23 protein-coding genes are annotated in these 23,249 nt (G+C 55.0%); 8 read left to right on the top strand and 15 right to left on the bottom strand.

The features are described from left to right. Positions 1 to 3: 3 nt before the first annotated feature. The 6 genes from gmd to mqnB all read right to left on the bottom strand — a co-directional run bounded on the left by gmd (position 4) and on the right by mqnB (position 6,212). Positions 4 to 1,089: a GDP-mannose 4,6-dehydratase gene (gene gmd, locus JWG43_RS09815; RefSeq protein ID WP_205242739.1), complete on the bottom strand. Its 1,086-nt coding sequence runs from the start codon at positions 1,087 to 1,089 to the stop codon at positions 4 to 6. Between the two features lie 535 nt (positions 1,090 to 1,624). Continuing rightward, complete coding sequence (locus JWG43_RS09810; protein WP_205242738.1) at positions 1,625 to 2,680, bottom strand: Fic family protein; 1,056 nt, start codon at positions 2,678 to 2,680, stop codon at positions 1,625 to 1,627. A gap of 182 nt (positions 2,681 to 2,862) precedes the next feature. Then, complete coding sequence (locus JWG43_RS09805) at positions 2,863 to 3,606, bottom strand: arginyltransferase (protein WP_338033256.1); 744 nt, start codon at positions 3,604 to 3,606, stop codon at positions 2,863 to 2,865. Between the two features lie 416 nt (positions 3,607 to 4,022). Next, complete coding sequence (mobA, locus tag JWG43_RS09800) at positions 4,023 to 4,652, bottom strand: molybdenum cofactor guanylyltransferase (RefSeq protein ID WP_205242737.1); 630 nt, start codon at positions 4,650 to 4,652, stop codon at positions 4,023 to 4,025. Then, positions 4,649 to 5,485, bottom strand: coding sequence for a 1,4-dihydroxy-6-naphtoate synthase (locus tag JWG43_RS09795; protein WP_205242736.1), 837 nt, complete (start codon positions 5,483 to 5,485; stop codon positions 4,649 to 4,651). The genes mobA and JWG43_RS09795 overlap by 4 nt, the downstream gene beginning before the upstream one ends. Next, positions 5,478 to 6,212 carry a futalosine hydrolase gene (gene mqnB, locus JWG43_RS09790; protein ID WP_205242735.1) on the bottom strand — a complete coding sequence of 245 codons (735 nt, stop codon included), beginning with the start codon at positions 6,210 to 6,212 and terminating at the stop codon, positions 5,478 to 5,480. Before mqnB ends, JWG43_RS09795 begins: the two co-directional genes overlap by 8 nt. A 275-nt stretch (positions 6,213 to 6,487) precedes the next feature. Here mqnB and queA point away from each other — a divergent pair, with 275 nt between their 5' ends. Further along, complete coding sequence (gene queA / locus JWG43_RS09785; protein WP_205242734.1) at positions 6,488 to 7,594, top strand: tRNA preQ1(34) S-adenosylmethionine ribosyltransferase-isomerase QueA; 1,107 nt, start codon at positions 6,488 to 6,490, stop codon at positions 7,592 to 7,594. A 46-nt stretch (positions 7,595 to 7,640) separates the two neighbouring features. Here queA and JWG43_RS09780 read toward each other — a convergent pair whose 3' ends face one another. Beyond that, complete coding sequence (locus JWG43_RS09780) at positions 7,641 to 7,844, bottom strand: hypothetical protein (protein ID WP_205242733.1); 204 nt, start codon at positions 7,842 to 7,844, stop codon at positions 7,641 to 7,643. 304 nt (positions 7,845 to 8,148) lie between these two features. Further along, positions 8,149 to 8,436: an FmdB family zinc ribbon protein gene (locus JWG43_RS09775; RefSeq protein ID WP_205242732.1), complete on the bottom strand. Its 288-nt coding sequence runs from the start codon at positions 8,434 to 8,436 to the stop codon at positions 8,149 to 8,151. 642 nt (positions 8,437 to 9,078) lie between these two features. On the opposite strand from JWG43_RS09775, the gene JWG43_RS09770 reads away from it, so the two are divergent. The 6 genes from JWG43_RS09770 to rpsA all read left to right on the top strand — a co-directional run bounded on the left by JWG43_RS09770 (position 9,079) and on the right by rpsA (position 15,198). Further along, positions 9,079 to 9,519: a Ros/MucR family transcriptional regulator gene (locus JWG43_RS09770; RefSeq protein ID WP_338033255.1), complete on the top strand. Its 441-nt coding sequence runs from the start codon at positions 9,079 to 9,081 to the stop codon at positions 9,517 to 9,519. Between the two features lie 611 nt (positions 9,520 to 10,130). Beyond that, positions 10,131 to 10,919, top strand: a complete 789-nt coding sequence (murI, locus tag JWG43_RS09765) for a glutamate racemase (RefSeq protein WP_205242731.1) — start codon at positions 10,131 to 10,133, stop codon at positions 10,917 to 10,919. After that, entirely contained in the window at positions 10,912 to 11,637 is a 726-nt protein-coding gene (locus JWG43_RS09760; RefSeq protein ID WP_205242730.1) for a LolA family protein, read from the top strand. The genes murI and JWG43_RS09760 overlap by 8 nt, the downstream gene beginning before the upstream one ends. Before the next feature lie 10 nt (positions 11,638 to 11,647). Beyond that, a complete protein-coding gene (locus JWG43_RS09755; RefSeq protein ID WP_205242729.1) occupies positions 11,648 to 13,420 on the top strand; it encodes a RiPP maturation radical SAM C-methyltransferase in 1,773 nt (590 codons plus the stop codon). Positions 13,421 to 13,425: 5 nt separating this feature from the next. Continuing rightward, positions 13,426 to 13,938: a YfcE family phosphodiesterase gene (locus JWG43_RS09750; protein WP_205242728.1), complete on the top strand. Its 513-nt coding sequence runs from the start codon at positions 13,426 to 13,428 to the stop codon at positions 13,936 to 13,938. Between the two features lie 93 nt (positions 13,939 to 14,031). Beyond that, entirely contained in the window at positions 14,032 to 15,198 is a 1,167-nt protein-coding gene (rpsA, locus tag JWG43_RS09745; protein WP_205242727.1) for a 30S ribosomal protein S1, read from the top strand. Between the two features lie 186 nt (positions 15,199 to 15,384). Here rpsA and rlmB read toward each other — a convergent pair whose 3' ends face one another. The 7 genes from rlmB to JWG43_RS09710 form a co-directional block, all read right to left on the bottom strand. Beyond that, complete coding sequence (gene rlmB / locus JWG43_RS09740) at positions 15,385 to 16,167, bottom strand: 23S rRNA (guanosine(2251)-2'-O)-methyltransferase RlmB (protein ID WP_205242726.1); 783 nt, start codon at positions 16,165 to 16,167, stop codon at positions 15,385 to 15,387. Then, on the bottom strand, positions 16,167 to 16,787 hold the full coding sequence (gmk, locus tag JWG43_RS09735) for a guanylate kinase (RefSeq protein WP_205242725.1): 621 nt from the start codon (positions 16,785 to 16,787) through the stop codon (positions 16,167 to 16,169). The genes rlmB and gmk overlap by 1 nt, the downstream gene beginning before the upstream one ends. Then, on the bottom strand, positions 16,780 to 17,085 hold the full coding sequence (locus JWG43_RS09730) for a DUF370 domain-containing protein (RefSeq protein ID WP_205242724.1): 306 nt from the start codon (positions 17,083 to 17,085) through the stop codon (positions 16,780 to 16,782). The genes gmk and JWG43_RS09730 overlap by 8 nt, the downstream gene beginning before the upstream one ends. A 72-nt stretch (positions 17,086 to 17,157) precedes the next feature. Beyond that, a complete protein-coding gene (locus JWG43_RS09725) occupies positions 17,158 to 18,039 on the bottom strand; it encodes a YicC/YloC family endoribonuclease (RefSeq protein ID WP_205242723.1) in 882 nt (293 codons plus the stop codon). A 99-nt stretch (positions 18,040 to 18,138) separates the two neighbouring features. Continuing rightward, positions 18,139 to 19,164, bottom strand: coding sequence for a D-glycero-beta-D-manno-heptose-7-phosphate kinase (rfaE1, locus tag JWG43_RS09720; RefSeq protein WP_205242722.1), 1,026 nt, complete (start codon positions 19,162 to 19,164; stop codon positions 18,139 to 18,141). A gap of 21 nt (positions 19,165 to 19,185) precedes the next feature. Continuing rightward, positions 19,186 to 19,719, bottom strand: coding sequence for an OmpH/Skp family outer membrane protein (locus tag JWG43_RS09715; RefSeq protein ID WP_205242721.1), 534 nt, complete (start codon positions 19,717 to 19,719; stop codon positions 19,186 to 19,188). 271 nt (positions 19,720 to 19,990) lie between these two features. Continuing rightward, on the bottom strand, positions 19,991 to 20,512 hold the full coding sequence (locus JWG43_RS09710) for an OmpA family protein (protein WP_205242720.1): 522 nt from the start codon (positions 20,510 to 20,512) through the stop codon (positions 19,991 to 19,993). A gap of 263 nt (positions 20,513 to 20,775) precedes the next feature. On the opposite strand from JWG43_RS09710, the gene glgP reads away from it, so the two are divergent. Beyond that, positions 20,776 to 22,971 (top strand): alpha-glucan family phosphorylase, encoded by a 2,196-nt coding sequence (glgP, locus tag JWG43_RS09705; RefSeq protein ID WP_205242719.1) that lies wholly within the window; start codon positions 20,776 to 20,778, stop codon positions 22,969 to 22,971. Positions 22,972 to 23,249 lie beyond the last annotated feature (278 nt).

The following is a 23,249-nucleotide window of genomic DNA, read 5'->3' as shown; positions in this document are numbered from 1 at the left end:
CCCTTACTCGTAATAGTTGAAGGCCTTAAAGCCTTTCTGACAGACGATCTGATCGCGCTCGGCCAGCTTGAGATCCTCCACCACCATTTCACTGACCATGTCCTGGAAAGAGACCTGCGGTTCCCAGCCCAGTTGTTTTTTGGCCTTGCCGGGATCCCCCAGCAGGGTTTCCACCTCCGTGGGCCTGAAATAGCGGGGATCCACGGCCACGATTTCCTTGCCGCTTCTGGCATTGAGACCGACCTCCTCCACCCCCTGGCCCTGCCAGACGATATCGATGCCCAGTTCCCGGGCGGCAATCTCGACAAATTCCCGCACCGAGTGCTGCACTCCGGTGGCAATGACGTAATCCTCGGGGTGCTCCTGCTGGAGCATCAGCCACTGCATGCGCACATAATCCTTGGCATGGCCCCAGTCGCGTTTGGCATTGAGATTCCCCAGATACACTTTGTCCTGCAGACCGAGCTTGATCCTGGCCAGGGCCCGGGTGATCTTGCGGGTAACAAAGGTCTCGCCCCGCACCGGTGATTCGTGGTTGAAGAGGATACCGTTGCAGCAATAAAAATTATAGGCCTCGCGATAGTTGACCGTGATCCAGTAGGAATAGAGCTTGGCCACCGCATAGGGCGAGCGGGGATAGAAGGGGGTTGTTTCGCTCTGGGGGGTTTCCTGGACCAGGCCGTAGAGTTCGGAGGTGGAGGCCTGGTAGAAACGGGACTTTTCACCGAGGCCGAGGATGCGGATGGCCTCCAGCAGCCGCAGGGTGCCCAGGGCATCGGCATTGGCGGTGTATTCCGGAGTTTCAAAGGAAACCGCCACGTGGCTTTGCGCTGCCAGGTTGTAGATCTCGTCCGGCTGCACCTCCTGGATGATGCGGATCAGGTTGGTGGCATCGGTGAGATCGCCGTAGTGGAGACGGAAACGGATATTTTCTTCGTGCAGGTCCTGGTAGAGGTGATCGATGCGATCGGTATTGAAGGAAGAAGCCCGTCGTTTGAGGCCATGGACCATGTAGCCCTTTTCCAGAAGCAGTTCGGCCAGGTAGGCGCCGTCCTGACCGGTGATCCCGGTGATAAACGCTGTTTTCATGAACAAAGACCTCTTATTCGCACACCCGACCCCCCAGGAGTCAGGCATGAACCGGATATTTGCAAGATACGTACAATCTGTAAAGGTGTAGGAAGATGGTGGCTACGGATACATGAAAATCGCCCAGCCTGCAAGGAGTTTTGCTGGCTGACTTTCCCAAACTTCCCGCGCCTACAACAGCTTACGGAAATCATCGGTACTCAATCCCGCATCTCGTATGATATTGCCCATTGTGATGGCGTTAACTACAGCCTTTCGACCTCGACTTCCCGGATGTTCTTGCCCAAGGTGAGTGCTTCGACAACTTCCAGGTATTCCGCAATGGCATGAGTTATACCTGAATCCGTGACAGCTGGACTCTTGTTTTGGACATATCTTGCTGCAATCATATTATAATTACAGCGGGACCCTTGGCAATAACTTTCACCCGCCGCCCTTCGGGGCATCCGTCCGCACGCCATCTTCATTGCCCGTAACCGTCCGATAATTTCAATATCTTTCCGGGAAACAAGGAAAGCGTCCAAAATTTTTCAGCCTATTTCCCTCGCAGGTCATACCAGACCCCACGGCCACTGCCGTACAGATTCAATATGCCGCGATTGACCAATTTGCGGAAGTGCTGTTTAAGGGTATTGCGACTGACACCGGTGAGCCTGATCGCATCGCCAATCGTCACCCGACCATGTTCTCGGGCGAATTCGACAATCTGAAGTTGTACCTCCGGCATAGCCGCCAGGACAATCTTTTCCCGCTCGACTTTCTTTCCAAGCCGCCGGACCTGTTCGGCCAGCGAGCGCAGAAAGAACACCAACCACGGTTGCCAATTTGGCGACTCGGTACGGATCGTGCCCTGTGTCTGCCGCAGTGCCAGGTAATACGTCTCCTTGTTCTGCTCGATCACGCTTTCCAGCGAGCTGTAGGGCACGTAGGCGTACCCGGCCTGCAGGAGCAAGAGCGTGGTCAGCACGCGGGAGAGCCGTCCGTTGCCGTCCTGAAAGGGGTGAATCTCCAGAAAGACAACAACGCCCAGAGCGATGATCAACAGTGGATGCAGACGGGCGGCTTCGCGCTCCTGCTGTACCCAGGCGACCAGCTCCACCATCAGGCGGGGCGTATCGAAGGGCGACGCTGTCTGGAACACGATACCGATCCGAGCGCCGGTCTCATCGAAGGCGGCGACACTGTTCGCGTTGGTCTTGTAGCTGCCGCGATGCCAAGTGTCCTTCTCGCTGCAGCGCAGCAGGATCTGGTGCAACTGCTTGATGTGGTTCTCGGTGAACGGGATCTCTTGCCAAGATGCGAACACCAGATCCATCAGCTCGGCATAGCCGGCCACCTCCTGCTCGTCGCGGGTGGCGAAGGACTTGATCTCCAAATTGAACAGCAACTGCTCCACCTCCCGATCGGACAATTTGCTGCCCTCAATACGGGTGGAGGATCCAATGCTTTCGATGGTGGCGACGCGTCGCAGGGCCGAGAGGCGGTCAGGCGCGAGTGTGCCCAAGGCACGCCAGGCGCCCTTGAATTCGTCGATTCCGGCGATGAGACTCAGGATCTCCGGGGTGATCTGGATAGTGTCACTTTGCAGCATGAGCCCAATACTACACCCATTTACACCCAATTACCAGGCGTATCCTTTGCCTGGGTTCGTGAGGTTTCAAAAACCAGCAAAAACCAGGGACACTTCCCCTATTTTTTAACTTTGCGGGGATGTACTCCTTTATGCCCTGAAAAAAAGGGAAGCATCCCTGGTTTTTGGCGGTGGCAACGGTTTCAGGGCTGCTCGCGCCAGGTGCCGTCGCGCAGCAGTTCGTGGGGGCGAAAGGCGGTTTTGTAGTGCATGCCGACCAGGTCTTTGATCCAATAGCCCAGGTAGAGGTGCTCGATATTGCGGCTGGTACAGAAATGGTTGAGGGTGAGGATATTGAGGGTTCCCGGACTGCGCCAGCCGAATTCCGGATCAAAATAAAAATAGACCGCATTGAGCCAGGAAGGGCTGCCATCGACCACGGCCACCCCCAGCAAGCGGTCACCGACCCGATAGCGGATTTCAAAACAACGACTGATGCTGGTAATGAAAAAACCGGAATAATAACTTTCCGCCAAGCTGCGGCCGGCTGGAAAGCGGTTGGAAAGAAAGCGCTGCAACAGGTTCAGATTCTCGCGGGACATGGTCAGCGGGGCAATCTCGACCGCAACATCCTGATTCTTGCGCCAGACCCGGCGTTGATTGCGGTTCAGACGCAAGCGCTTGGGACGCAAGCGTATCGGCACACAGAGGCTGCATTGGGGACAACGCATATTGTAAATGCAGTTGCCATTACGTCGGTAGCCGTGGGCAAGAAATTCCCCCATGCTCTGTTCATCGAGCCGACCGGGCACCGCCTGATGATAGATTGCGGTCTGGTCCAGCCCGTAGGGGCATTCGGCAACAACGTTGACAAAGAATCGCTCCATATCCCCGACGATCCCAGGCGGTACGTCATGGTGCCTCTGCTCCCTTTGGTTCAGGTGCACAACATCCTCCTTTGAGTCTGTATCCCCCGCAATTTTTTACCTGAGGACAGGCAAACAGCCGCCTTTTGCCTGTCGTTTCATTATCGTGGTCGATATCGCCATCGTTATTGCTGTTGCTCCATGCCTCACTCACCGCGTGGGCACGGTACTGCTGTGCCCACCCTACCTTACTCACGGATCCAGGCCCTGTTTCATTATCGTGGTCGTTATCGTCATCGTTATTGCTGTTGGCCCTTGCCTCGCTCGCCGCATGGGCACGATACGGTCGTGTTCATCCTACCCGATCACCGCGTGGGCACGGTACTGCTGTGCCCACCCTACCTTACCACCTTACCACCTTACTACCTCATTGTTATGACGGCAAAATACAGATTCGCAGGTCAGGTAATCATTAATGGAGGCATGCGGCGGGCGCATCAGCAGGCCTCCGGGAGGGTACACACCATGGCCGCTGGGTGGGCGGCAAGATCTTGGGGTGTATTGATGTTCCGCCAGCAGGAGCGAATAGTCGCCGGGGGTTGCGGGGTGATAACGCCGGCAGTATGCCGCAGGCTGCTCATTCGCCGCTGCCCGGAGGCGGCCATTTTTTCCAGAACGTGGCGGCACTGCTGGTCGTAATACGCCAGGAGCGGTTCAATCCGACCATCATTATTCAGGTCGGGCAGAACAGCGAGAACTCCAGGCTGCCGGCAGGCAAGCAGCCATTGCAGGGCCTCTCCCTCGATATCAGGCTGATCGCAGGCTGTCACCAGCCAGGACACCCCGGGGTAGGCCCTGAAAACGGCCAGGATACCGGCGAGCGGTCCGCCAAGACCGGCTACATCAGCCACCCGCGGTAAAGTGGTCAGGGAAGGAGGCAGTACCCCTTGCCCCGCGATGACCACCTGCTCGACGTTCCGCAGCAGGACAGCAACTGTCCGCTCCGCCCAGGAGCATCCCTCCTGACGAATCAGGTGTTTGGGTCTGTTCCCCATGCGCCGGCTTCTGCCGCCAATGAGGACACAACCCCAGACTGGGCCGACAGGTGGCGGGACAATCGTGGTCATGGCGTGTGTGGTGGTCCGGAAAAAAGCCCGGCCTCCGCACCCCGGCGCAGCAGCTCCTGCACCGCGGCTCTGCCTTCATCACCGAGTTCTCGTGAAAAATCGTTTACATACAGGCCTATATGGCTGCGGATGACGTCAATTTCCAACTCCTGGGCATGTGATCGTATATAGGCAAAACCTTCATCAGGATGGGCATCCGCCCAGCGGATACTGGCGGCAATGGCCGCATCGATCTCTTGGTGCACCTCCGGCCCCAAGGTTGACCTGGCCGCGATACAACCCAGAGGAATGGGCAGACCGGTGCTCCGTTCCCACCATTCACCAAGATCCTCGATACAGTGCAGCCCGTGCTGCTGATAGGTAAATCGACTCTCATGGATGATGACCCCGGCATCAACCCGGCCTTCGGCAACGGCAGCCATGATCTGATCAAAAGGGAGGACCACTGGATGGTTCCAGGCCGGCTGATACAACCGCATCAGCAGTGCAGCCGTGGTACAGGCCCCGGGGATGGCGATTTTCCAGTCAGCGATGCTCGCCACTTTAGGGCGAGTCCCGGTGACCAGCAGAGGACCGCAGCCTCGCCCAAGGGCCGCACCGGTTTGCAGCAGGGTATAGGTCTCCTGCACATGTCCCAGGGCATGAAAGGAGAGTTTGGTCACATCGAGCCGACCACGCAAAGCCCAGAGATTAAGGGTTTCCACATCCTCGAGCAGCGGTTCACTGAAGCGGACCCGTTCCAGCGGCACCCTGCCATGCACCAACGCATTGAAAATATAAGTATCATTGGGGCAGGGTGAAAACCCAATGGAAATCGGCTGCTGTTCAATCATTGGGTAACCCCTCCACAAGCACGGCCGCGACGACGCCACACCGACGGCAGGCCTCTTTCAATTGCCATTGTTGGAGGTCACGGTCCTCCACCAGGTTGGAAATACAGCGCAGTTCAAGCAGGGGTAGGCCGAACTGGAGACAGGCCCTGGCCACTGCCGCCCCTTCCATATTTTCGCACAAGGCCTGGTACTGCAGCCCAAGCAGGTCTCCGCGCTGCCGTGAACCGCTGACACAACTGACCGTGATGAAGGAACCCCGTTGGTAGGCGATGCCCAGGGCTGCCAACTGGACTTCAGCTGCAAAGAGCAGATCATTTTCCAGGGAAAAGGTATCCACTATGTCCAGCGCTTCTCCACGCAACGGTTCCACCGCCTCGGCACTGCAGATCCCGAAATCGCCCAGTATCTCACGGTCTGCCAGGCAGATATCCAGTACCCGGGGACCCTGGACCTCATGGAGATAGGCCCCGGCAACGCCGATATTGATGACACCGCGGATCGGTATATCGATATCAGCAAGAAAAACAGTTGTCCGCACCGCTGCTTCCACCGGACCGATCCCGGTGATTAATTGCCGGGTGGACGATGATTGCCCGGCGGCTTGCAGATAGGCATCCATTTCAAACGGGGTCGCAGCAGTGATCAGGTACATTGAGGATTGCAGCGGGGAGCGCTTCCGCGGATTGGTGGTAGAGGCTTCATCATCCGGAGGGGTGGGTTCCTGCAAGAATTCGTCCTTATGGATAGCGTGTACCTGAATCCGTGACGGCTGGACCCTTTTTGGGATATATTTTGCTGTAATCAGGTTACAATTGCAACTGAATCCTTGGCAATAACCTTCACCAGCCGCACTTCGGGATGTTCGCTCACGGATCCAGGGGGCAAGCGATTACGTTATCCAGCAGCCGCGACGGGAGCGGTTGCTGGACTTTGCTTACAATGTACTGTAGGGTATCGCGCTTTGCAAGAAAATCACCCAGCCCTGTCCAGCTGCAATCTGTTATGAGCAAAGAAGACACCCATTTCCTGGAAGCCTACGATTATCATCTTCCTCCCGCACAGATAGCCCAGTATCCGGTACCACAGCGCGATCAATCCCGCCTGCTGGTCCTGGATACCACCGAGGCCTCTCCAGCCCACCATCGATTCAGCGACATCCTTTCTTATCTGCGGGCCGGCGACCTGTTGGTGGTCAACAGCACCCGAGTCTTCCCGGCACGTCTATCCGGCTGCAAGCAGACCGGCGGCAAGGTGGAATTGTTTCTGCTCGAATTCCCTCGATGCGTACCCCCAGCCAATACTGCCCTCAACCTTGGCGAGGCCTCGGCAACCGCCCTGATCAAGAGTTCAAAACGGCCACAACCGGGCTCCCTGCTCCTTTTCAGCAGCAGCCTCAGCGCCCGCGTCAACAGCTACGAAGAGGACGGCAAAGCCAATGTGAGTCTCCTGTTCAGGAAAAAACACGGTCATTCGCTGGAAGCGCTCCTGGAAAAACACGGCCAGATGCCTCTGCCTCCTTATATCAACCGTCCCCACGGCAGCCTCGGCGAAGACAGTCATCGCTACCAGACCCGCTACGCCAGCCGAACCGGTTCGGTTGCCGCCCCCACAGCCGGCTTGCATTTCAGTGACGACCTCCTGACCGCCATCAAAGAAAAAGGGGTCGAGGTGATTGAAATAATCCTCCACGTTGGCTACGGCACCTTCGCCCCTGTCCGCACTACGGATATCCGCCATCATGTCATCCACAGCGAGATGGTGGAGGTTTCGCCCGCGACCGCGGCAACCATCAATCGAGTCAGGGCGGCTGGCGGCCGCATCTGGGCCGTGGGCACTACGACTGTTCGGACCCTGGAATTTGCCGCCGACCCGAATGGGCAGGTCCAGGCCCTGGCTGGCCCCTGCGACCTGTATATCTATCCGGGATATCAGTTCCGGGTGGTGGACAACCTGATCACCAATTTTCACCTGCCCCGGTCATCACTGCTTTTTCTGGTCTCGGCCCTGGCGGGCCGACCCCGGATCCTGGATGCCTACAACCTGGCTGTGACGGCAGGGTACAGGTTTTTTTCCTATGGTGATGCCATGGCGATCATTACCAGACCGTGATTCCCAAGGAATCAGGATCGGCAGATCTTTGCTGCCAAGTCGTGTCTCAGGAATCCCGCAACCCGGCGATGAACTGATCGGCTTCCCTGATGCCTGAATTCGTGACGGCTTGACTCTTGTTTTGGGGGATATATTTTGCTGTAATCAGATCATAATTACTACAGCGGAATTCTTGATAATACCCTTGACCAGCCGCCCTTCGGGGCGTTCGCTCACGGATCCAGGTGATGGATACCTCCATTACCCGCATCGAGTGACTCCTGAAGTTGAGAAAGCACAAATCACTCATCACAGACAAAAAAACCCGGCGCAAGCACCGGGTCGCGGGGAAAAATCCCTCAGTGTCTCTCCTGAAACGAATTATTCTGTTCTCCAGGGAGGCGGGTTGAAAAATAGAACCGTAGGTAGAGGTACACCCTATCAAGGGATAATGGGACAGCGCAAAAACGTTCACCGGCCACAGGTCGATGACTGCCTGACCCGGGAACCTGGATCATTGGCCAGCGCAATCACAAGCCTGGTGAATAGAGCTGTTTCTGAAAAAGCATCCTTTGTTAACTTGCAGCCGGACACTGTTGACAGCTTCCGGCCCCGCCCTGGCAAGGAGGTGCGGCAGGAGTGTCCTTGGCTGGTACGGAAGGAGCATCTTCCTTGTTTTTGGTAGAACCACAGTAGCCGTCCGTGTACCACCCGCTACCCTTCAGTTGAAAAGAACTCATGGAAATCAATTTACGGACCTCACCACCGCATTGCGGGCAGATCCGAATCGGTTCATCGGCAATTCTCTGCTGAACCTCGAAGATCTTGTCGCAACCCGCACACTCGTATTCATAGACTGGCATAGGAGCACCTCACACAAGTTATATATAGTACGTTGAAGAAAGAAACCGTAGTCTGAAATAGAACAAATTTAATGTTTCCCACCTTCGGTGTCAACTCCACAAAAGGAATTTACCCCTGCTCAACAGCTCTCCATTCGCTGGCAATCGACAAACAGCCCAGGCTCTCCTTGCTCGCAGGCACCTCCCATCTCTGCACGGGCGCGACTGTCCACATAGAAAAAGCCTGAATCCGCGACGGCTTGACGCTTTTTTTAGAAAAACATCTTACTGTAATCACAATATAATAGTAACAAAATCCTTGATAATAACCTTCACCAGCCACCCTTCGGGCGTTTGCTCACGGATCCAGGAAAAAGTTAGAATGGGCAACCACTTCTGGACAGACACTGGTCAACAACTTCAAGAAACAGGTACGACTCTTGTAACCTCACATCCGGTGCATGTTTAATTGATTAGATAAAAATAAATATTTTCAGCAGCGGCCTGGTTTGAAAATCTTTGAAAGAGTTCCAGAACATGCATCCTTAAAAATTAATGGGCCAACAGATAAAACAATTGCAATACGTCAAAACTTGATCTATCTTTTTCCTTGTACATGTTAAAATTATTATTTGTACCCATTTTTTTCATAACCAGGAGAATATGATGAGTAAATCACTCGTTGAAATGACTGCCGAGATCATTCAGTCGCAAATCAGCAGTAAACAGATGACCACCGATGAAATAAAGGCGGCACTGAACGATACATTTCAAACCCTGAAATCTCTGCAGGATTCTGAATTGTCGAACATTGAAAGGGAACCAGAGGAATCCGGTCCTGTTATGGATGCGAAGAAATCCATCCAGAGAAATAAAATCGTCTGCCTGGAATGCGGACAGGAATTCAAGATGCTCTCCCCGAAGCATCTGAAATCTCATGGGCTCAATTCCAAGGAATATCGTAAAAAATACGGATTCACCGCTCGACAACCGCTCTGCTCGAAAGCACTTTCCGAAAAACGTTCACAATCGGGAAAGGAGCGGGGCTTGCCGGTCAACCTCCGCAAATCAATTGAAGCACGCTCCAAGGATAAAAATAAATAGTGTCCATCCACAAGTAAAATTTTTTGCTCTCAATCACGGATCCAGGATACTATTCAAGGGGTACATTTGACAGCGCGGCAAAGAGTCTGGGGAATAGAAACATTTCTTGATAAGCACTGAAAGAAGCAGAGGAAGCGATCATTGCCACCCCTCTTTTCCCGGTCGCAGCCGCCCGCAAACGGGGCTCCATTACGGACGCCACGCCTGTATATCCGAATGGATTCACATAAATATCCCCCTGGCTGCATTGCCAGGATGGACCGCCACTGCCGTTCTGCTCCCCTTATTCCAGGTGCCGGTGTGCAATAAGCGGTCATAGTCGCCCCATCTTTGCACGGACGTAGTTGCCCGCATGGAAGATCAACAGCGGACAGCCACGTCTGCACAAATATGAGGCACCCATGATTGTTTGCAATACAGAAGCGTAATAAACCGGGCAGGTACAAAACCTGTGCCTGAATCCGTGAGCGCCTGTCCGCACGCCATCTTCATTGCCTGTAATCCTCCGTTAAAGTGCACTTCAATCAAACGACCACAAACGACAAAGCTGACAAACGGACAAACGCTCAAGGGTGAAGGTCTTTTGCAAATCAGCCACTGAATGAGAGACAATGATCGGCATCTTTGATTCCGGTGTCGGCGGCATGACTGTTGCCCGCGCCATTGAGCAATTCTGCCCGGGGTTTCCCCTGATCTATCTGGGCGACCTGGCCCGGACACCCTATGGTTCGAAAAGTCCGGCCATGATCACAGAATATTCACATCACAATACGGATTTTCTTCTTCGCCAGGGGGCAAAAATCATTGTTATTGCCTGCAATTCCGCGGCGAGCGCCGCTTCGGTTTCTTTATGCCGGCAATACAGCCAATTAATCATTGATGTTATTTTTCCGGCGGTGAAAAAAGCCGCGGCGGTGACAAGCAACAACAGGATCGGTGTCATCGGCACCCGGGCCACCATCAATGCCGGTTTGTATGAACAACGCCTTCATGCCCTCCGGCCGGAATGCAAGGTGTACAGTCAGGCCTGTCCCCTGCTGGTCCCCTTGGTTGAGGAAGGCTGGCTGGAGCGGCGGGAAACCAAAATGATCGTCAAAAAATATCTGCATCCGTTGCGCGACAAGCAGATCGACACCCTTATCCTCGGTTGTACCCATTACCCTCTCCTCAAAAAAACGATTGCCCCACGTATTGGTCGCCGAGTACATATAATCGACTCATCCATTGAAGTCGCCCTGCATCTCAAAGAAATTCTCGACCAGGACACTACCCTGCGCAATACGCTTTATGCACCGGAAACCCCCAGCCGTTTTTTTGTTTCCGACACCCCTGCGCCGGTCCACGCCCTGGCCGGAAAAATTTTCGGACGCCCCGTCCTTTTGGAACAAAGCGATGTTTAACTCACTCATGGCCTGCTTCAGCCTCCTGCTGCTGCTTCTCCTTGCCTTTCCTTCACCCTCATGTGCAGCTGCTTCCACCCTGGACCAGCGTATACTCGATTTCGAACAACAGTACATGGAACTGCAAAGTCTGGAATTCGATTTTTCCCAGGCCACTTTTTCCAGTGGTCGCATCAGAGAAGGTGCCGGCAACGCGGTTTTTTTCCGTCCAACCGGCGAAGGGGACAGCGAAGCCCTCACTTCGGAAATCTCCGGCATCATGCGCTGGAATTACACTGAACCTACCATCCAGACCATCATCAACGACGGTCACGAACTGTTCATCTACACCCCTCAGGATAATCAACTCATTGTTTCGCCCATCGACGACCTGGAAGCTGACATCACGTACGCCATTTTCACCGGAACCCGCAGCTTGCTCGAGGCCTTTGCGGCCGAGCCGCCGGACCCCTTCTTCAGGCTGACGCCGGCACCCGATACTTTCGAGGCAATTCTGCTCACCCCCAGACAGCCTCATCCTCAGATCAGGCGGATCCAGCTGTGGTTCGATACCGATATGATCATGCAGCGCTTGCTGATGGAGGATCATTTCGAGACATTCACCGAACTGCAATTCACTGAAATCCGCTTCAATGCCCTGCCGGCAGACGATCCGCAATTGCGCCAATCCCTGCTTGAACTTGACCTGCAGCCAAGCACCGAAATCATCCGTCCATGAGATCGCTGCCATGCGGCTTCTGCTGATTTCCATGCCCTGGGCGCTGTTCAATCGCCCGTCCATCCAGCTTAGTGCTCTCAAAAGTTATCTGGGTCAACACCTCGAAGACATGGCCATCACTGTCCGCCACCCCTCCCTGGAGGTAGCGGCGGCAATCGGCACGCAACGGTACCAGCAGATCGCTGTCAACGGCTGGGCCGGTGAAGCCCTCTACAGCGGCCTGTTGTTCCCCGAACAGCGCCAACAGACAGGCAGGCTTTTTCAACGGGAACTGAAGGAAACCGATCCGACATCCTACCCGTCCCTGCTCCTTGATCTGGAAAAGCAACTGACCAACTTTCTTGAGCGGGAGCTGTGCCCCGAATGTCTGCTGGTGGGTTTTTCGGTCTGCTTCAACCAGTTGACCGCCTCGCTGTGGGCTGCAAAAAAAATCAAGGAACTCCGTCCGCACCTGCCCATTGTTTTCGGCGGTTCGAGCTGTACCCCGCAAATGGGAACAGCACTGCATACCGTCTTCCCTGCCGTGGACTACCTGATCAGTGGCGAAGGGGAACAACCGCTCCGCGACCTGGCAACCTTTCTCCTCGGCAGGGGACCCTTCCCCAAGGAGACTGTCTTCTCTGCTGCGCAAACCCCGTCGACATCAGCGCATTCATCCGCTCGGGAAGTGGCGGATCTCAACACTCTCCCAACCCCAGATTACTCCGACTATTTTTTCGAGTTGAGCCGTTGCGCTATCCCCTTCATTCCGCAACTACCCATTGAATTCTCCCGGGGATGCTGGTGGAACCGCTGCAGTTTCTGCAATCTCAATCTGCAATGGCAATGCTATCGCACCAAGAAGCCGGAGCGGATGGCGGCTGAAGTCAAAAGTCTGGCGAAGCAATATCAATGCCTTGACTTTTCCTTCACCGATAACGCCCTGCCTCCTGATGCAGCTCGCTCTTTTTTTCAGTACATGGCCGATGAGCAGGCCGAGTTCCGTTTTTTTGCTGAAGTCAGGGCCATGCAGCACCCTCAACAGTATGCCCTGTGCCGTCAAGCCGGTCTCACCGAAATTCAAGTGGGTATCGAGGCCCTCTCTAATTCCCTGCTCGAGCGGATGAACAAAGGGACCCGGGTGCTGGACAACATTGCCGCGATGAAATTCGCCCTGGAGCAGGGCATACGTCTTTCCGGCAACCTGATCCTCGAATTCCCCGGTTCAACCACAATGGAGGTGGCGGATACCATGACCGCTCTGCAGGCGGTCTTCCCGTACCCGCCTCTGCAGGTGGCAACCTTTTTCCTTGGCTTGGGCAGCCCCGTGCACAGCCAGCCACGCCGCTTCGGCTTGACAGCCGTTACCACCCACCCCAAGTACCGCATCCTGTTTCCCGCGTATTTCCTCAGCCAGGTGGACATGCTGATTCAATCGTACCGCGGCGATCGGCAACACCAGAAAAAACTCTGGGCCCCAGTGCGTCGCCAGATTGCGGCCTGGACGGACTTCCACAACCGGCGTGACCCTCGACAACCTGCTCTTTGTTATCGTGACGGCAGCGACTTCCTCCTCATCAGGCAGGAACGTGCCGGTCAGCCGACACTGCACCACCGACTGCGCGGTCTGTCCCGCAAAATTTATCTGCAGTGCCGGCAGCCGGTGAGGCAAAAGGAGTTGCTGCAAACCTTCAACCGGGTTAAAGAGGAGCAACTGAAACACTTTCTTGCCGATCTTGCCGAAAAAGGTCTTCTCTTTCAGGATCAGGACGCCTGCCTTGCCCTGGCCGTCCACGCCCCTTGACGTCCATGCGTATTGCCATCATCTCGGACAGCCACGATCATATCCCCAATCTGCAGCGCGCCGTCAAACGGGCCAACCAGGAGCATGCCGAACTGCTGATTCACTGCGGTGATCTTATTTCTCCCTTCATGCTCGACCACCTGCGGGCTTTTCAAGGACCCGTGCACCTGATCTACGGCAATAATGCCGGCGACCAGCATCTCATCGCCACCCGATGTACAGCCATGGCCAACATCCTGCACCATGGCTTTCACGGGACACTGACCGCCGGCCCCCTGCGTATCGCGCTGCAGCATTACCCGGAACCGGCTCATGACCTGGCCCGCTCCGGCGCCTTTGACCTGGTTTGCTGCGGCCATGACCATATCTATGCGGTGGAACAGATCAACGAGTGCCTGTTGATCAATCCCGGCGATCTTCTCGGCAAGGATGCAGAACCGGCTTTTGCCCTGCTGGAGACCAGTAATTTTTCAGTCCGCCGGATCGTGGTGGGCGATAAACTGATATTGAATGATTGAATCGTTCCCGATGGGGAATGGCGGCAGCGCTGGCGGAGGGGAAAGAATCAGACCTCAACCGTCGGATACATTTTTTTGAACCCGTAGAGAACTATGAGTGACGAATCCTTTGCAGACCTTTTCCAGGCAAAAACCGTTTCCCGACCGACCATGCAGCCGGGTGACCGGGTCGAGGCCGTGGTTGTCAGTATCAGCGGCGACAACATCTTCCTTGATATCGGCGGCAAGAGCGAGGGCATCCTCGACGCAACCGAACTGCGCAACGAAGCCGGTGAACTGACCACCGCTCCGGGTGAATCCCTCAGCGTCTATTTTCTCGGCGCCCGAAGCGGTGAAACCTTGTTCACCACCCGACTGGGATCCGGTCGTGCCTCATCTCTGGCCCTGGAAGAAGCCTGCCGGACCGGGATTCCGATCGAAGGCAAGGTGACCGGGGAAATCAAGGGAGGCTTTGCCGTGACCATGGCCGGCCAGCGGGTCTTCTGCCCTTATTCACAGATGGATATCCGCAAAGTTGACAATGCAGAGGAATACATCGACAAGACCTTTGCCTTTAAGGTGATCGAATTCAGCAACCAGGGGAAAAATGTCATTGTCTCCTCACGGGCAGTGCTGGAGGAACAGCGAGCTCAAGAGCGCGAGCAACTCAAGGAACGGCTCACCGAGGGGATGGAGGTCAGCGGCACCGTCACCTCGCTGCGGGAGTTTGGCGCTTTTGTCGACATTGGCGGGGTGGATGGCCTTATCCCCATCTCTGAAATCGCCTGGGGGCAGATCGACCGGGTGGACGACGTCCTCAGCAAGGGGCAGCAGGTCCAGGTGGTGGTCAAACGGCTGGACTGGGACAAGGATAGGATTTCTCTGAGCCTGCGCGAAACCATGGAGAACCCCTGGGACAAGGCCGGTGAAAAATATCTCCCCGGCTCGATCCATCAGGGCCGGGTGTCACGGCTCACCGCCTTTGGCGCCTTTATCACCCTGGAACCGGGCGTTGACGGCCTCCTCCATATTTCCAAACTCGGTGCCGGTCGCAAAATCCATCATCCCCGGGAGGTGCTGGAAGCTGGACAGGATCTGACCGTGAAAATCGAATCCGTTGACAGTACCCAGAAACGTATCGCCCTGGCTCCAGAGGATTATACCGCCCCGGAGGATCATCGTCGGGAGGAAAAACCGGCCCCGCCACCGGTGAGCAAGGAACCGGTCTCCATGGGGACCCTGGGAGATCTGCTTAAAACACAGTTGAAGAAAAAATCCTGAATCCGTGACGTCTGGATTCTTGTTTTGAATATCCTGAATCCGTGACGGCTCGACTCTTGTTTTGGGCATATCATGCTGTAATCATGTTGTAATTGCAGCAGAAAACCCTTGAAAATACCTTTCACTAGCCGCCCTTTCGGGGCATCCGCTCACGGATTCAGGAATATATCTTGCTGTAGGGAGGGGTCAGCGGATGCGGTGGCTGATTTCGAACATAAGGATGGCGGCCGCCACCGAGGCGTTGAGCGAATTGAACGGGGTGCACATGGGAATGGTGACCAGGATATCACACTGTTTCCTCACCAGGGGCCGGATACCCTTGCCCTCGCTGCCGATGACCAGACAGATCGGTCCGGAAAAATCAACATTGTACACTGAGACCACTTCGCTTTCCGCCACCGCCCCGTAAATCCAGAAACCATGCTCCTTGAGAATGCGCAGGGTTTCAGCGAGATTGACCACCCGGCAGAGTCGGAGATGAGCTAAAGCACCGGCCGAGGTCCGGGCCACCGTACCGGTTATCGGCACGGAGCGTTCCCGGGTCATGATGACATTGACAAACCCCGCGGCCAGTGCCGAGCGAAGAATGGAGCCGAGATTACGCGGATCCTGAATGGAATCGAGCACCAGCAGCCGAGGGGGAACGGGAGTCTCCTTTTCGCTGAGACCGTCCAGGAGTTTCTCCAGGGAGACTGGGGGGGCCTCGCTTTGGCGGGCCACCACCCCCTGGTGCCGGGTGTGCCGGGGGACCGGCATTCTGTCAGGCTCGACGAAACGGATGGCAATGTCACCTGCTCTCGCCTGATCGATTAGCTGCTGCAGACGAGGACCGGCCTTGCCCCGCTGGACAAACAACTCACTGATGCAAGCGCTGCTCTGCAGGGCCTCGCCAACGGCATTGATACCCCAGATCAAATCTTCGGGCTCCCCACCTGGCAACTCGTTGCCGCCTTTTTTTACTGTCTTCATCAATGCCGATTTGAACAGGCAAGCTGTACGGGTTGGCCGGAGAGGGTCCGCCGCTGGCGGCTACGTTCGGCAATGATGATGCTGCGGAAGGTTTCCACTGCTTCATCGAGCCGATCGTTGACGATCAGGTACTGATATTTACCGGCAGCAGCGATCTCTTTGGCGGCATTGTCCAGACGTTTCTTGAGGATGGCGCCCTCTTCCGTGCCCCGACCGCGCAAGCGCCGTTCGAGTTCCTGCATGGAGGGAGGAGCAATGAAGACGGACACCGCGGGGACTCGTTCCCGAACCTGCGCGGCCCCTTGCACATCGATATCGAGAATGACATCACAGCCTGTCTGCTGCAACTGACGGACGGTTTCAACCCCGGTACCGTACAGGTTGCCGTGCACCCGGGCCCATTCAAGAAAGCCCGAGGGTTGCTGGTCCCGTATCTGAAGAAAAGCCGCCTCATCGACAAAATGATACTGGACGCCGTCGACTTCACCGGCCCGCGCCGGCCGGGTGGTATGCGACACCGAAAAAACAAGTCCCGGCAGCGTGGCCATGACTTTCCTGACAATCGTGGTCTTGCCACATCCCGAGGGTGCGGAAAGAACCAGGAGCAGGCCGCTAGCCATCCTGTTGCTCATGTTTATTTTTCTCAAGCAAAAACGAGGGATTGCGCTGGTCCTGGATCAGGGCGAGTAAACGCTGACTGATGGTTTCCGGCTGAACGGATGACAAGACAAGATGGCCACTGTCGAGAATAATGATGGCCCGGGTGCGGCGCCCTTCCGTCACATCGATAAGTTTCTTTTCAGAACGAGCATCATCTTTCAACTTCCTGATGGGGGAGGAGCCGGGATGAACCACCGCCAGGATGCGGCTGACTGTCACCGCGTTGCCAAAACCGACATTGACAAGCCTGCAGTCCATGCTCAATCCCCTCCGGAAAACGGTGACCGGAATGGCATCGGCAACGTTACCCCGCCGAATTCCCTCGTGCCGCTATTCGACATTCTGCACCTGTTCCCGTAATTTTTCGATTTCATTTTTCATTTCCACACTGAGATGACCGATGGAGGCGTTGGCGATTTTCGAGGACAGCGTGTTGACCTCACGAAGGAATTCCTGAAGAAGAAAGTCAAATCGACGGCCCACCGGTTCATCAGCGGATAAAAAGGCACGAAACTGAGCGATATGGCTCTCAAGCCGGGTCAGTTCCTCGGTTACGTCGCTTTTATCGGCCATGATCGCAGTTTCCTGGGCCAGACGCAGGGGGTCGAGGTCAAAGCCGTCCAGTACTTTTTCAATCCTGAGCTTGAGATCAGCCTGGCGTTGCCGCAGCACTTCCGGCAATTGATTTTCTATCTGCCTGACGATGACCTCGAATTTCTCCAGACGGTCCAACAACTCCCGCCGCAGAACAGTGCCTTCCCGCTCACGCATGCTGTCGCAATCGGCAAGGGCCGCATCGAGGGCCGTGCTGATCAGTTGCCATTCGGTATCCATGTCCGGATTCCCCTCTTCGAGGCTGATGACATCACGCAAGGTGAGCATGTCGCTCAGGCGGATATCCTCTTCCAGGCCGTAGTCTTCAACCAGTTGCCGCAGACAGCGGTGATACTGGCGGGCAACCGTCTCATTGACCTTGAGATGCGGGACAACAGCGGATGAGCCCAGCAGACTGATGCTGATGTCGACCCTGCCCCTGTCAAAGGCAGCGGCCACCACCTTTTTCACCGGTTCTTCCAAAGCCGCAAAAAGTCGGGGCAGAAGAACCCGTTGATCCAGAAACCGGTGGTTGACGGTACGCACCTCAACCACCCAGGTCCGGCCGTCTTCCGAGGCCTCACCACGGCCAAAGCCGGTCATGCTTCGCAGTCGCATTGCTTTATCGTCTCTACAAACAGTGAAGGTGTAAGGGATCACATGCGCCCCAGCTGAACACGGACCTGGCTGCCTGCTTATCCGCACACGAAGCGCTGATCAACGGGCACCTGGATCCGGAAAACAAAATCGTCCGAGAGCGGTGATAAGTTCGCCCGTGGAGACACTGGCCGTACCCACTTTGCCGACCACGACCCCCGCGGCGTGATTGGCGAGCACAGCGGAATCATCCATCGAGCAAGCGGCAGCCAACCCCAGGGCAAGGGTTGCCGCCACGGTGTCACCGGCGCCGGTCACATCGTAGATTTCTCTGGCCATGGTGGGAATGGTCACCAGAACGTCATCGCTCCCCAACAGTGCCATCCCTGCCTCCCCCCGGGTGATGAGCACCGCTGAACAGCCGATATCCTTACGGATCTGGCGAGCCGCGGCCAGAAGGCTCTGATCGTCCTCGATGCGTATGCCGCTTATCTGCATCGCTTCGAGATGATTGGGGGTAATGACGGTGGCACCGACAAAACAATGTATATTGGACGGCTTGGGATCGACAATCAGCGGCAGCTGACGACCTTCCTTCTTTCGAACTCGATGCAGCAGGTGATGCAGGCTGGTCATGAGTTGCTCATTGATCATACCCTTGGCATAATCCGAGACCACGACCGCGTCAAAGGTGTGAACATGCTGCTTCAGGTAGGCCAGAAGAGCGTCAAGCGACTGTTGAGCGGGGATACCGGTCTGTTCGCGGTCAAACCTGACAACCTGCTGCCCCTGGGCTACCACCCTGGTTTTGACGGTTGTCGGTCGTTGCCCGACCACCAGCCCCTCGGTGGACGCACCGAGGCTGGTGACCAGATCCACCACTTTCCTCCCCATGGGGTCCGCGCCGATAAGACCGCAGAGCGCCCCCTGGCCACCAAGAGAGACAATATTACGCAATACATTGGCACTGCCTCCCAGAAGCAGATCCTCTCGCTGCACATTGACCACCGGAACCGGCGCCTCGGGAGATATCCGCGAAACCGTTCCCCAGAGAAAATGGTCGACAATGATATCACCGATGACAAGCACCCGGGCTTTACTCAGTCGCGGTATAAGCTGCTGCAGGTCTTCAAAGGATCTGTTCACTGCTGTACAAAAGCTGTTGATTTATTTGAGTACTTTGTTCAGTTCGGTGACGACCAGATCGGAAATATCCACTTCGGGTGAGGCATGCAGCACGATGTTGCGCGGCAGGATCAGTGCATAGCCTTTCTCTTTGGCCACTTTCTCAACCACACCCTCAAGTTTCTGCAGAATAGGGTTGACATGCTTTTCCTGTAATTTCTGCAGTTCCATCTTGGCCTCTTCCTGTTTTTCCAGGAGATCCCGCCGCTTTTGCTGAAATTCCATGGCTTTTTCCTGGCGAACCGTATCGCTCCAGGCTGAACTTCTTCTCTCTATCTCACTTTGCAGGTTAAGCAGATCGCCCTCCTGCTTTCTGAAATCGGTTTGCAGTGATTCCATGCGCTGCTCGATCAATTCCTGTGCCTTCTGCCCGGCTGAGGATGTTGCCAACACCTTCTGCATGTCGAGCACTCCAATCTTGGTCTCAGCGGCCCAGGCCTGGCTCTGCCAGCAACCAGCAACCGTAATCATCAACACACCAAGCCATCCAACCAAATTTCTCATTTTTTTCAACATATTCAATCCTTTAAAAAACAATTTCTCTTTTCACCGCCAGGCCTGGTCGAGCCAAACCTGGAAGTTGAGAGCCTGAAAAAACAAAACCGGGAGGAAGCCCGCGTTCCACCCGGCTTTGACGAGTGCCCATCCAGAACCAGCAATTTTTCCTAACTTTTTTGCTGTACCCGCACATCTGATCCGCAGCATGCCCCCTTATTGGCCTGCAACTGCATTCACCAGTACACTTTATCTCGATTCTGGATGAACATGCACAACCAGTGATATCTTATCAATTGATAATGACGAAATCACTCCGCCTGTTCTGGGCATAGGAAATCTCATCATGCCCATACAGCAATAATTTCTCCGCCCCGAAACTGACGGTGTTCATGCGCTCTGGGCTGACCCCGAGATTGACCAGATACCTCTTTGCTGCCTGGGCACGACGTTCACCGAGGGCGAGATTGTATTCCCTCGTGCCCCGCGGGTCACAATTGCCTTCTATCCTGATTCTGATATCAGGATTGTCTCTGAGAAATTCAGCATTAAACTCTATCCGCTGCACCTGCTCGCCAATGATCGCTGAACTGTCGAATTCATAATACACTGGTACCATGGGTCCCGAGGTCCGCCCTTCCATGATACCGGTTTCTTCGGTATCCAGTGGCTCGGTAACCCCGGCGGCTTCAGTTTCCGTGAACTGCGGCGGCGGCGGCACAGTTTCCGGTACTTTCTTGCTGCAGCCTGAAAAACCAAGGCCAAGTATGAGCATCACCGACGTTGCCAGATACACCCATTTTTTACTGCTCATTGCCCTTCTCCATAACGGTTGATGTTAAACAAGTAACAAGCTGTTTTAATTTACTTCGCCCTTGGAGAAATACAATCCTTTTTTACCGATTCCCTCATATACCCTCCTGAAACAGAACCCTGACAGAACAACCCTGACCAAGTCACGCTGGTCAACAAACTTTTATTTTCTCTTGCAAAAAAAGTGCTGGTTATCTAAGATTTACTGTTTACATACAAAAATATCGTCTTTTGCCATTCCTTCCCGAGAATCAGAATTAATACATGAATGCAGCCCAAACCAACAACACCGCCACTGCCACCCACCTGCTCTCCACCTGCCCCTTCGGCACCTTTTTTGGTATTTCACAAAAAATATTCGATGATGTCTGGCAAAAGCTGAAAGATCCCGCTACCGATGCGGTAGCTTATGTCTCCATGGAAATCGGAGCCGACCCGGACGTTTTCCATCCGGTCAAGACCTACATGGAAACGCATGGTTTCACCGAGAGCAGCGACCAACGGGTCAGCGCCCTGTTGAAAAGATACCTCAAAGGTCCCCGGAAAATCCCCAACTACAGCGGCGGTCTCGGGGTTCTGGCCGGTGACACCTTAAAGAGTTTTGCCGATCTCCGCATACCGGTTGTCGCGGTCAGTCTCCTCTACCGTGAGGGTTATTTTTCGCAGATCGTTGATTCTAAAATCGGCCAGATCGATCACGCTACCCGCTGGACTCCTGAAGAGACGCCAACCCTTTTTCAGCTCAAAGACCCGGTCAACCCTGACCAACCGTTGACAATAGCCATTCCTTTTTTCAACGGCCAACACCATCCGACCCTGATCCCCGCCCGGGTCTGGATGAAAATGGAAATCAACGACCTCCTTGATTACTTTGTCCCCCAGTTCTTGATTGACTACAGCCTGCCCGACGCGCCGCCCTGGGTCACTGAATCAGCACACCAACTCTATAACGCCAAGTCGACCGTTATCAAGGCCAACCAACGCCGCATGCTCGGCGCTGCCATCCTGCCCCTGCTCGAAGCGCTCAACTTCTCCATCGATACGATCCACCTCAATGAACAGCATGGGGTCACAGTTACTCTGCATCTCATTTTCCAGGAACTGCAATCGGCTCTGGGCCCATCGTTTCAGGATACCATGACCGACGCAGAAATCATCGCCGCGGCAAACCGGGTGGCTAACAAAATCGTCTATACCATCCACACCCCGGTCAAGGCAGGGCATGACCGATTTGACCGGGACCTGTACGCCACCATCAGCCATCGGGCTTTTCAGCGTATTCTCAATCTTTTTGCCCAGGACGAAGAATTCAGCCACGAATACAATTTTACCGCCATGGCCATGCGGCTCAACCGGGCTATCAACAGTGTCAGCAGGTTGCACCGGGATGTCACCAAAAAGCAGTTTCCAGACTTTGCCGAAAAAATCAAGGCCATCACCAACGGCGTTCATCATCTCACCTGGATCAGCGACAACCGCCGCCGCTGTTTCGACCCTATCCCCTCCCTGAGCAATTGGCGTAAGGATCCGGGATGTTTTGCCAGGCTGACCAAGGAAGATGTTCCCCTGCTGATGGAACCGCTGCGCTCCGCCTGGGATGCCGACAACCGGCAGCTGCTCCAATTTGTCAATTCCATGCTCAAAAGTCACCGCGAACAGATGCTGGAGACCTGGATCGATCCGCCCAATCACCTGTCTCATCTTCCCGAATCCGACTGGTTGCAACCGGGAGTTTTCACCATCGGGTTCGCCCGCAGATTTTCAACCTACAAACGCGCTGACCTCATTTTCGACGATATCCCACGACTCGCCGAGATCCTGGTCAACAACAACTGGCCAGTGCATTTCCTTTTTGCAGGCAAGGCCCATCCCGCGGATGAACCGGGAAAATCCGTACTCAAACTGATCCTCGACAATCAGGAAGAACTCTACCTCCGCAGCAAGGGTCTGGGTAAGCTGGTCTTTATCACCGGGTATGACATGCAGGTCGCCAAACTCATGGTTGCCGGGGTCCATGCCTGGCTCAACAACCCCAAACGCCCACTTGAAGCAAGCGGTACCAGCGGTATGAAAGCGGCCCTGAACGGTGTCCCCAACATCAGTATTATGGACGGTTGGTGGGTGGAGGGCTATCATCAGGGACAAACCGGCTGGAAATTCGGATTTGAAGGCCCGGTTGAACAGGCCGATCTCAGTGAAGCACCCGAATCCTTGCTGTATACCGAGGATGCTGACGATTTCTACCGGTTACTGCCCAAAGTGCTCGAAATGTTCTATCAAAAGCCGGATCTCTATATGCAACGGGCCATCAATAACCTGCGCCTAAATGTCCCTATTTTCAATACCCATCGCATGGCTGCGGAGTATGTCAAGCAGTACAGGCTGCAGCTTGATCCTGACATTCACAGGGCAGTTGACCGGTTTCACGGTCTCTATCACAGTGAGCACAAGGTAATATAACCACCCCCAGAAAAAGCGTGGAGTGGGTATAAAAGCAGTGCTTATCACCACAAGGTGCAGTATAAAAGCATTCAACCTGAATCCATAATGGCTGGACGCTTATCCTGGATATATCTTCCTGTAATCATCCTACAATTACAGCAGGATCCTTGATAACAACCTTCACCAGCCGCCCTTCGGGGCGTATGTATTCCCGCCGCGACTCGTTGTTTCTCGTCCTCGGCATGCCGGCCGACCTGCCGTGACAACAGAAGATCGGCAAAAATATTGACGATACA

This window comes from Desulfobulbus alkaliphilus (genome assembly GCF_016918545.1).
Taxonomy (GTDB): domain Bacteria; phylum Desulfobacterota; class Desulfobulbia; order Desulfobulbales; family Desulfobulbaceae; genus Desulfobulbus; species Desulfobulbus alkaliphilus.
The sequence above is the reverse complement of the archived record's forward strand: the minus strand, read 5'-3'. Positions and strand labels throughout refer to the sequence as shown.

Bases quoted from the DNA above. Each gene is read 5' to 3' on its own strand.
- gmd (WP_205242739.1), bottom strand. From the start codon at position 1,089: ATGAAAACAGCGTTTATCACCGGGATCACCGGTCAGGACGGCGCCTAC.
- JWG43_RS09810 (WP_205242738.1), bottom strand. From the start codon at position 2,680: ATGCTGCAAAGTGACACTATCCAGATCACCCCGGAGATCCTGAGTCTC.
- mobA (WP_205242737.1), bottom strand. From the start codon at position 4,652: ATGACCACGATTGTCCCGCCACCTGTCGGCCCAGTCTGGGGTTGTGTC.
- JWG43_RS09795 (WP_205242736.1), bottom strand. From the start codon at position 5,485: ATGATTGAACAGCAGCCGATTTCCATTGGGTTTTCACCCTGCCCCAAT.
- queA (WP_205242734.1), top strand. From the start codon at position 6,488: ATGAGCAAAGAAGACACCCATTTCCTGGAAGCCTACGATTATCATCTT.
- JWG43_RS09780 (WP_205242733.1), bottom strand. From the start codon at position 7,844: ATGCGGGTAATGGAGGTATCCATCACCTGGATCCGTGAGCGAACGCCC.
- JWG43_RS09775 (WP_205242732.1), bottom strand. From the start codon at position 8,436: ATGCCAGTCTATGAATACGAGTGTGCGGGTTGCGACAAGATCTTCGAG.
- JWG43_RS09770 (WP_338033255.1), top strand. From the start codon at position 9,079: ATGATGAGTAAATCACTCGTTGAAATGACTGCCGAGATCATTCAGTCG.
- murI (WP_205242731.1), top strand. From the start codon at position 10,131: ATGATCGGCATCTTTGATTCCGGTGTCGGCGGCATGACTGTTGCCCGC.
- JWG43_RS09760 (WP_205242730.1), top strand. From the start codon at position 10,912: ATGTTTAACTCACTCATGGCCTGCTTCAGCCTCCTGCTGCTGCTTCTC.
- JWG43_RS09755 (WP_205242729.1), top strand. From the start codon at position 11,648: ATGCGGCTTCTGCTGATTTCCATGCCCTGGGCGCTGTTCAATCGCCCG.
- JWG43_RS09750 (WP_205242728.1), top strand. From the start codon at position 13,426: ATGCGTATTGCCATCATCTCGGACAGCCACGATCATATCCCCAATCTG.
- rpsA (WP_205242727.1), top strand. From the start codon at position 14,032: ATGAGTGACGAATCCTTTGCAGACCTTTTCCAGGCAAAAACCGTTTCC.
- rlmB (WP_205242726.1), bottom strand. From the start codon at position 16,167: ATGAAGACAGTAAAAAAAGGCGGCAACGAGTTGCCAGGTGGGGAGCCC.
- gmk (WP_205242725.1), bottom strand. From the start codon at position 16,787: ATGGCTAGCGGCCTGCTCCTGGTTCTTTCCGCACCCTCGGGATGTGGC.
- JWG43_RS09730 (WP_205242724.1), bottom strand. From the start codon at position 17,085: ATGGACTGCAGGCTTGTCAATGTCGGTTTTGGCAACGCGGTGACAGTC.
- JWG43_RS09725 (WP_205242723.1), bottom strand. From the start codon at position 18,039: ATGCGACTGCGAAGCATGACCGGCTTTGGCCGTGGTGAGGCCTCGGAA.
- JWG43_RS09715 (WP_205242721.1), bottom strand. From the start codon at position 19,719: ATGTTGAAAAAAATGAGAAATTTGGTTGGATGGCTTGGTGTGTTGATG.
- JWG43_RS09710 (WP_205242720.1), bottom strand. From the start codon at position 20,512: ATGAGCAGTAAAAAATGGGTGTATCTGGCAACGTCGGTGATGCTCATA.
- glgP (WP_205242719.1), top strand. From the start codon at position 20,776: ATGAATGCAGCCCAAACCAACAACACCGCCACTGCCACCCACCTGCTC.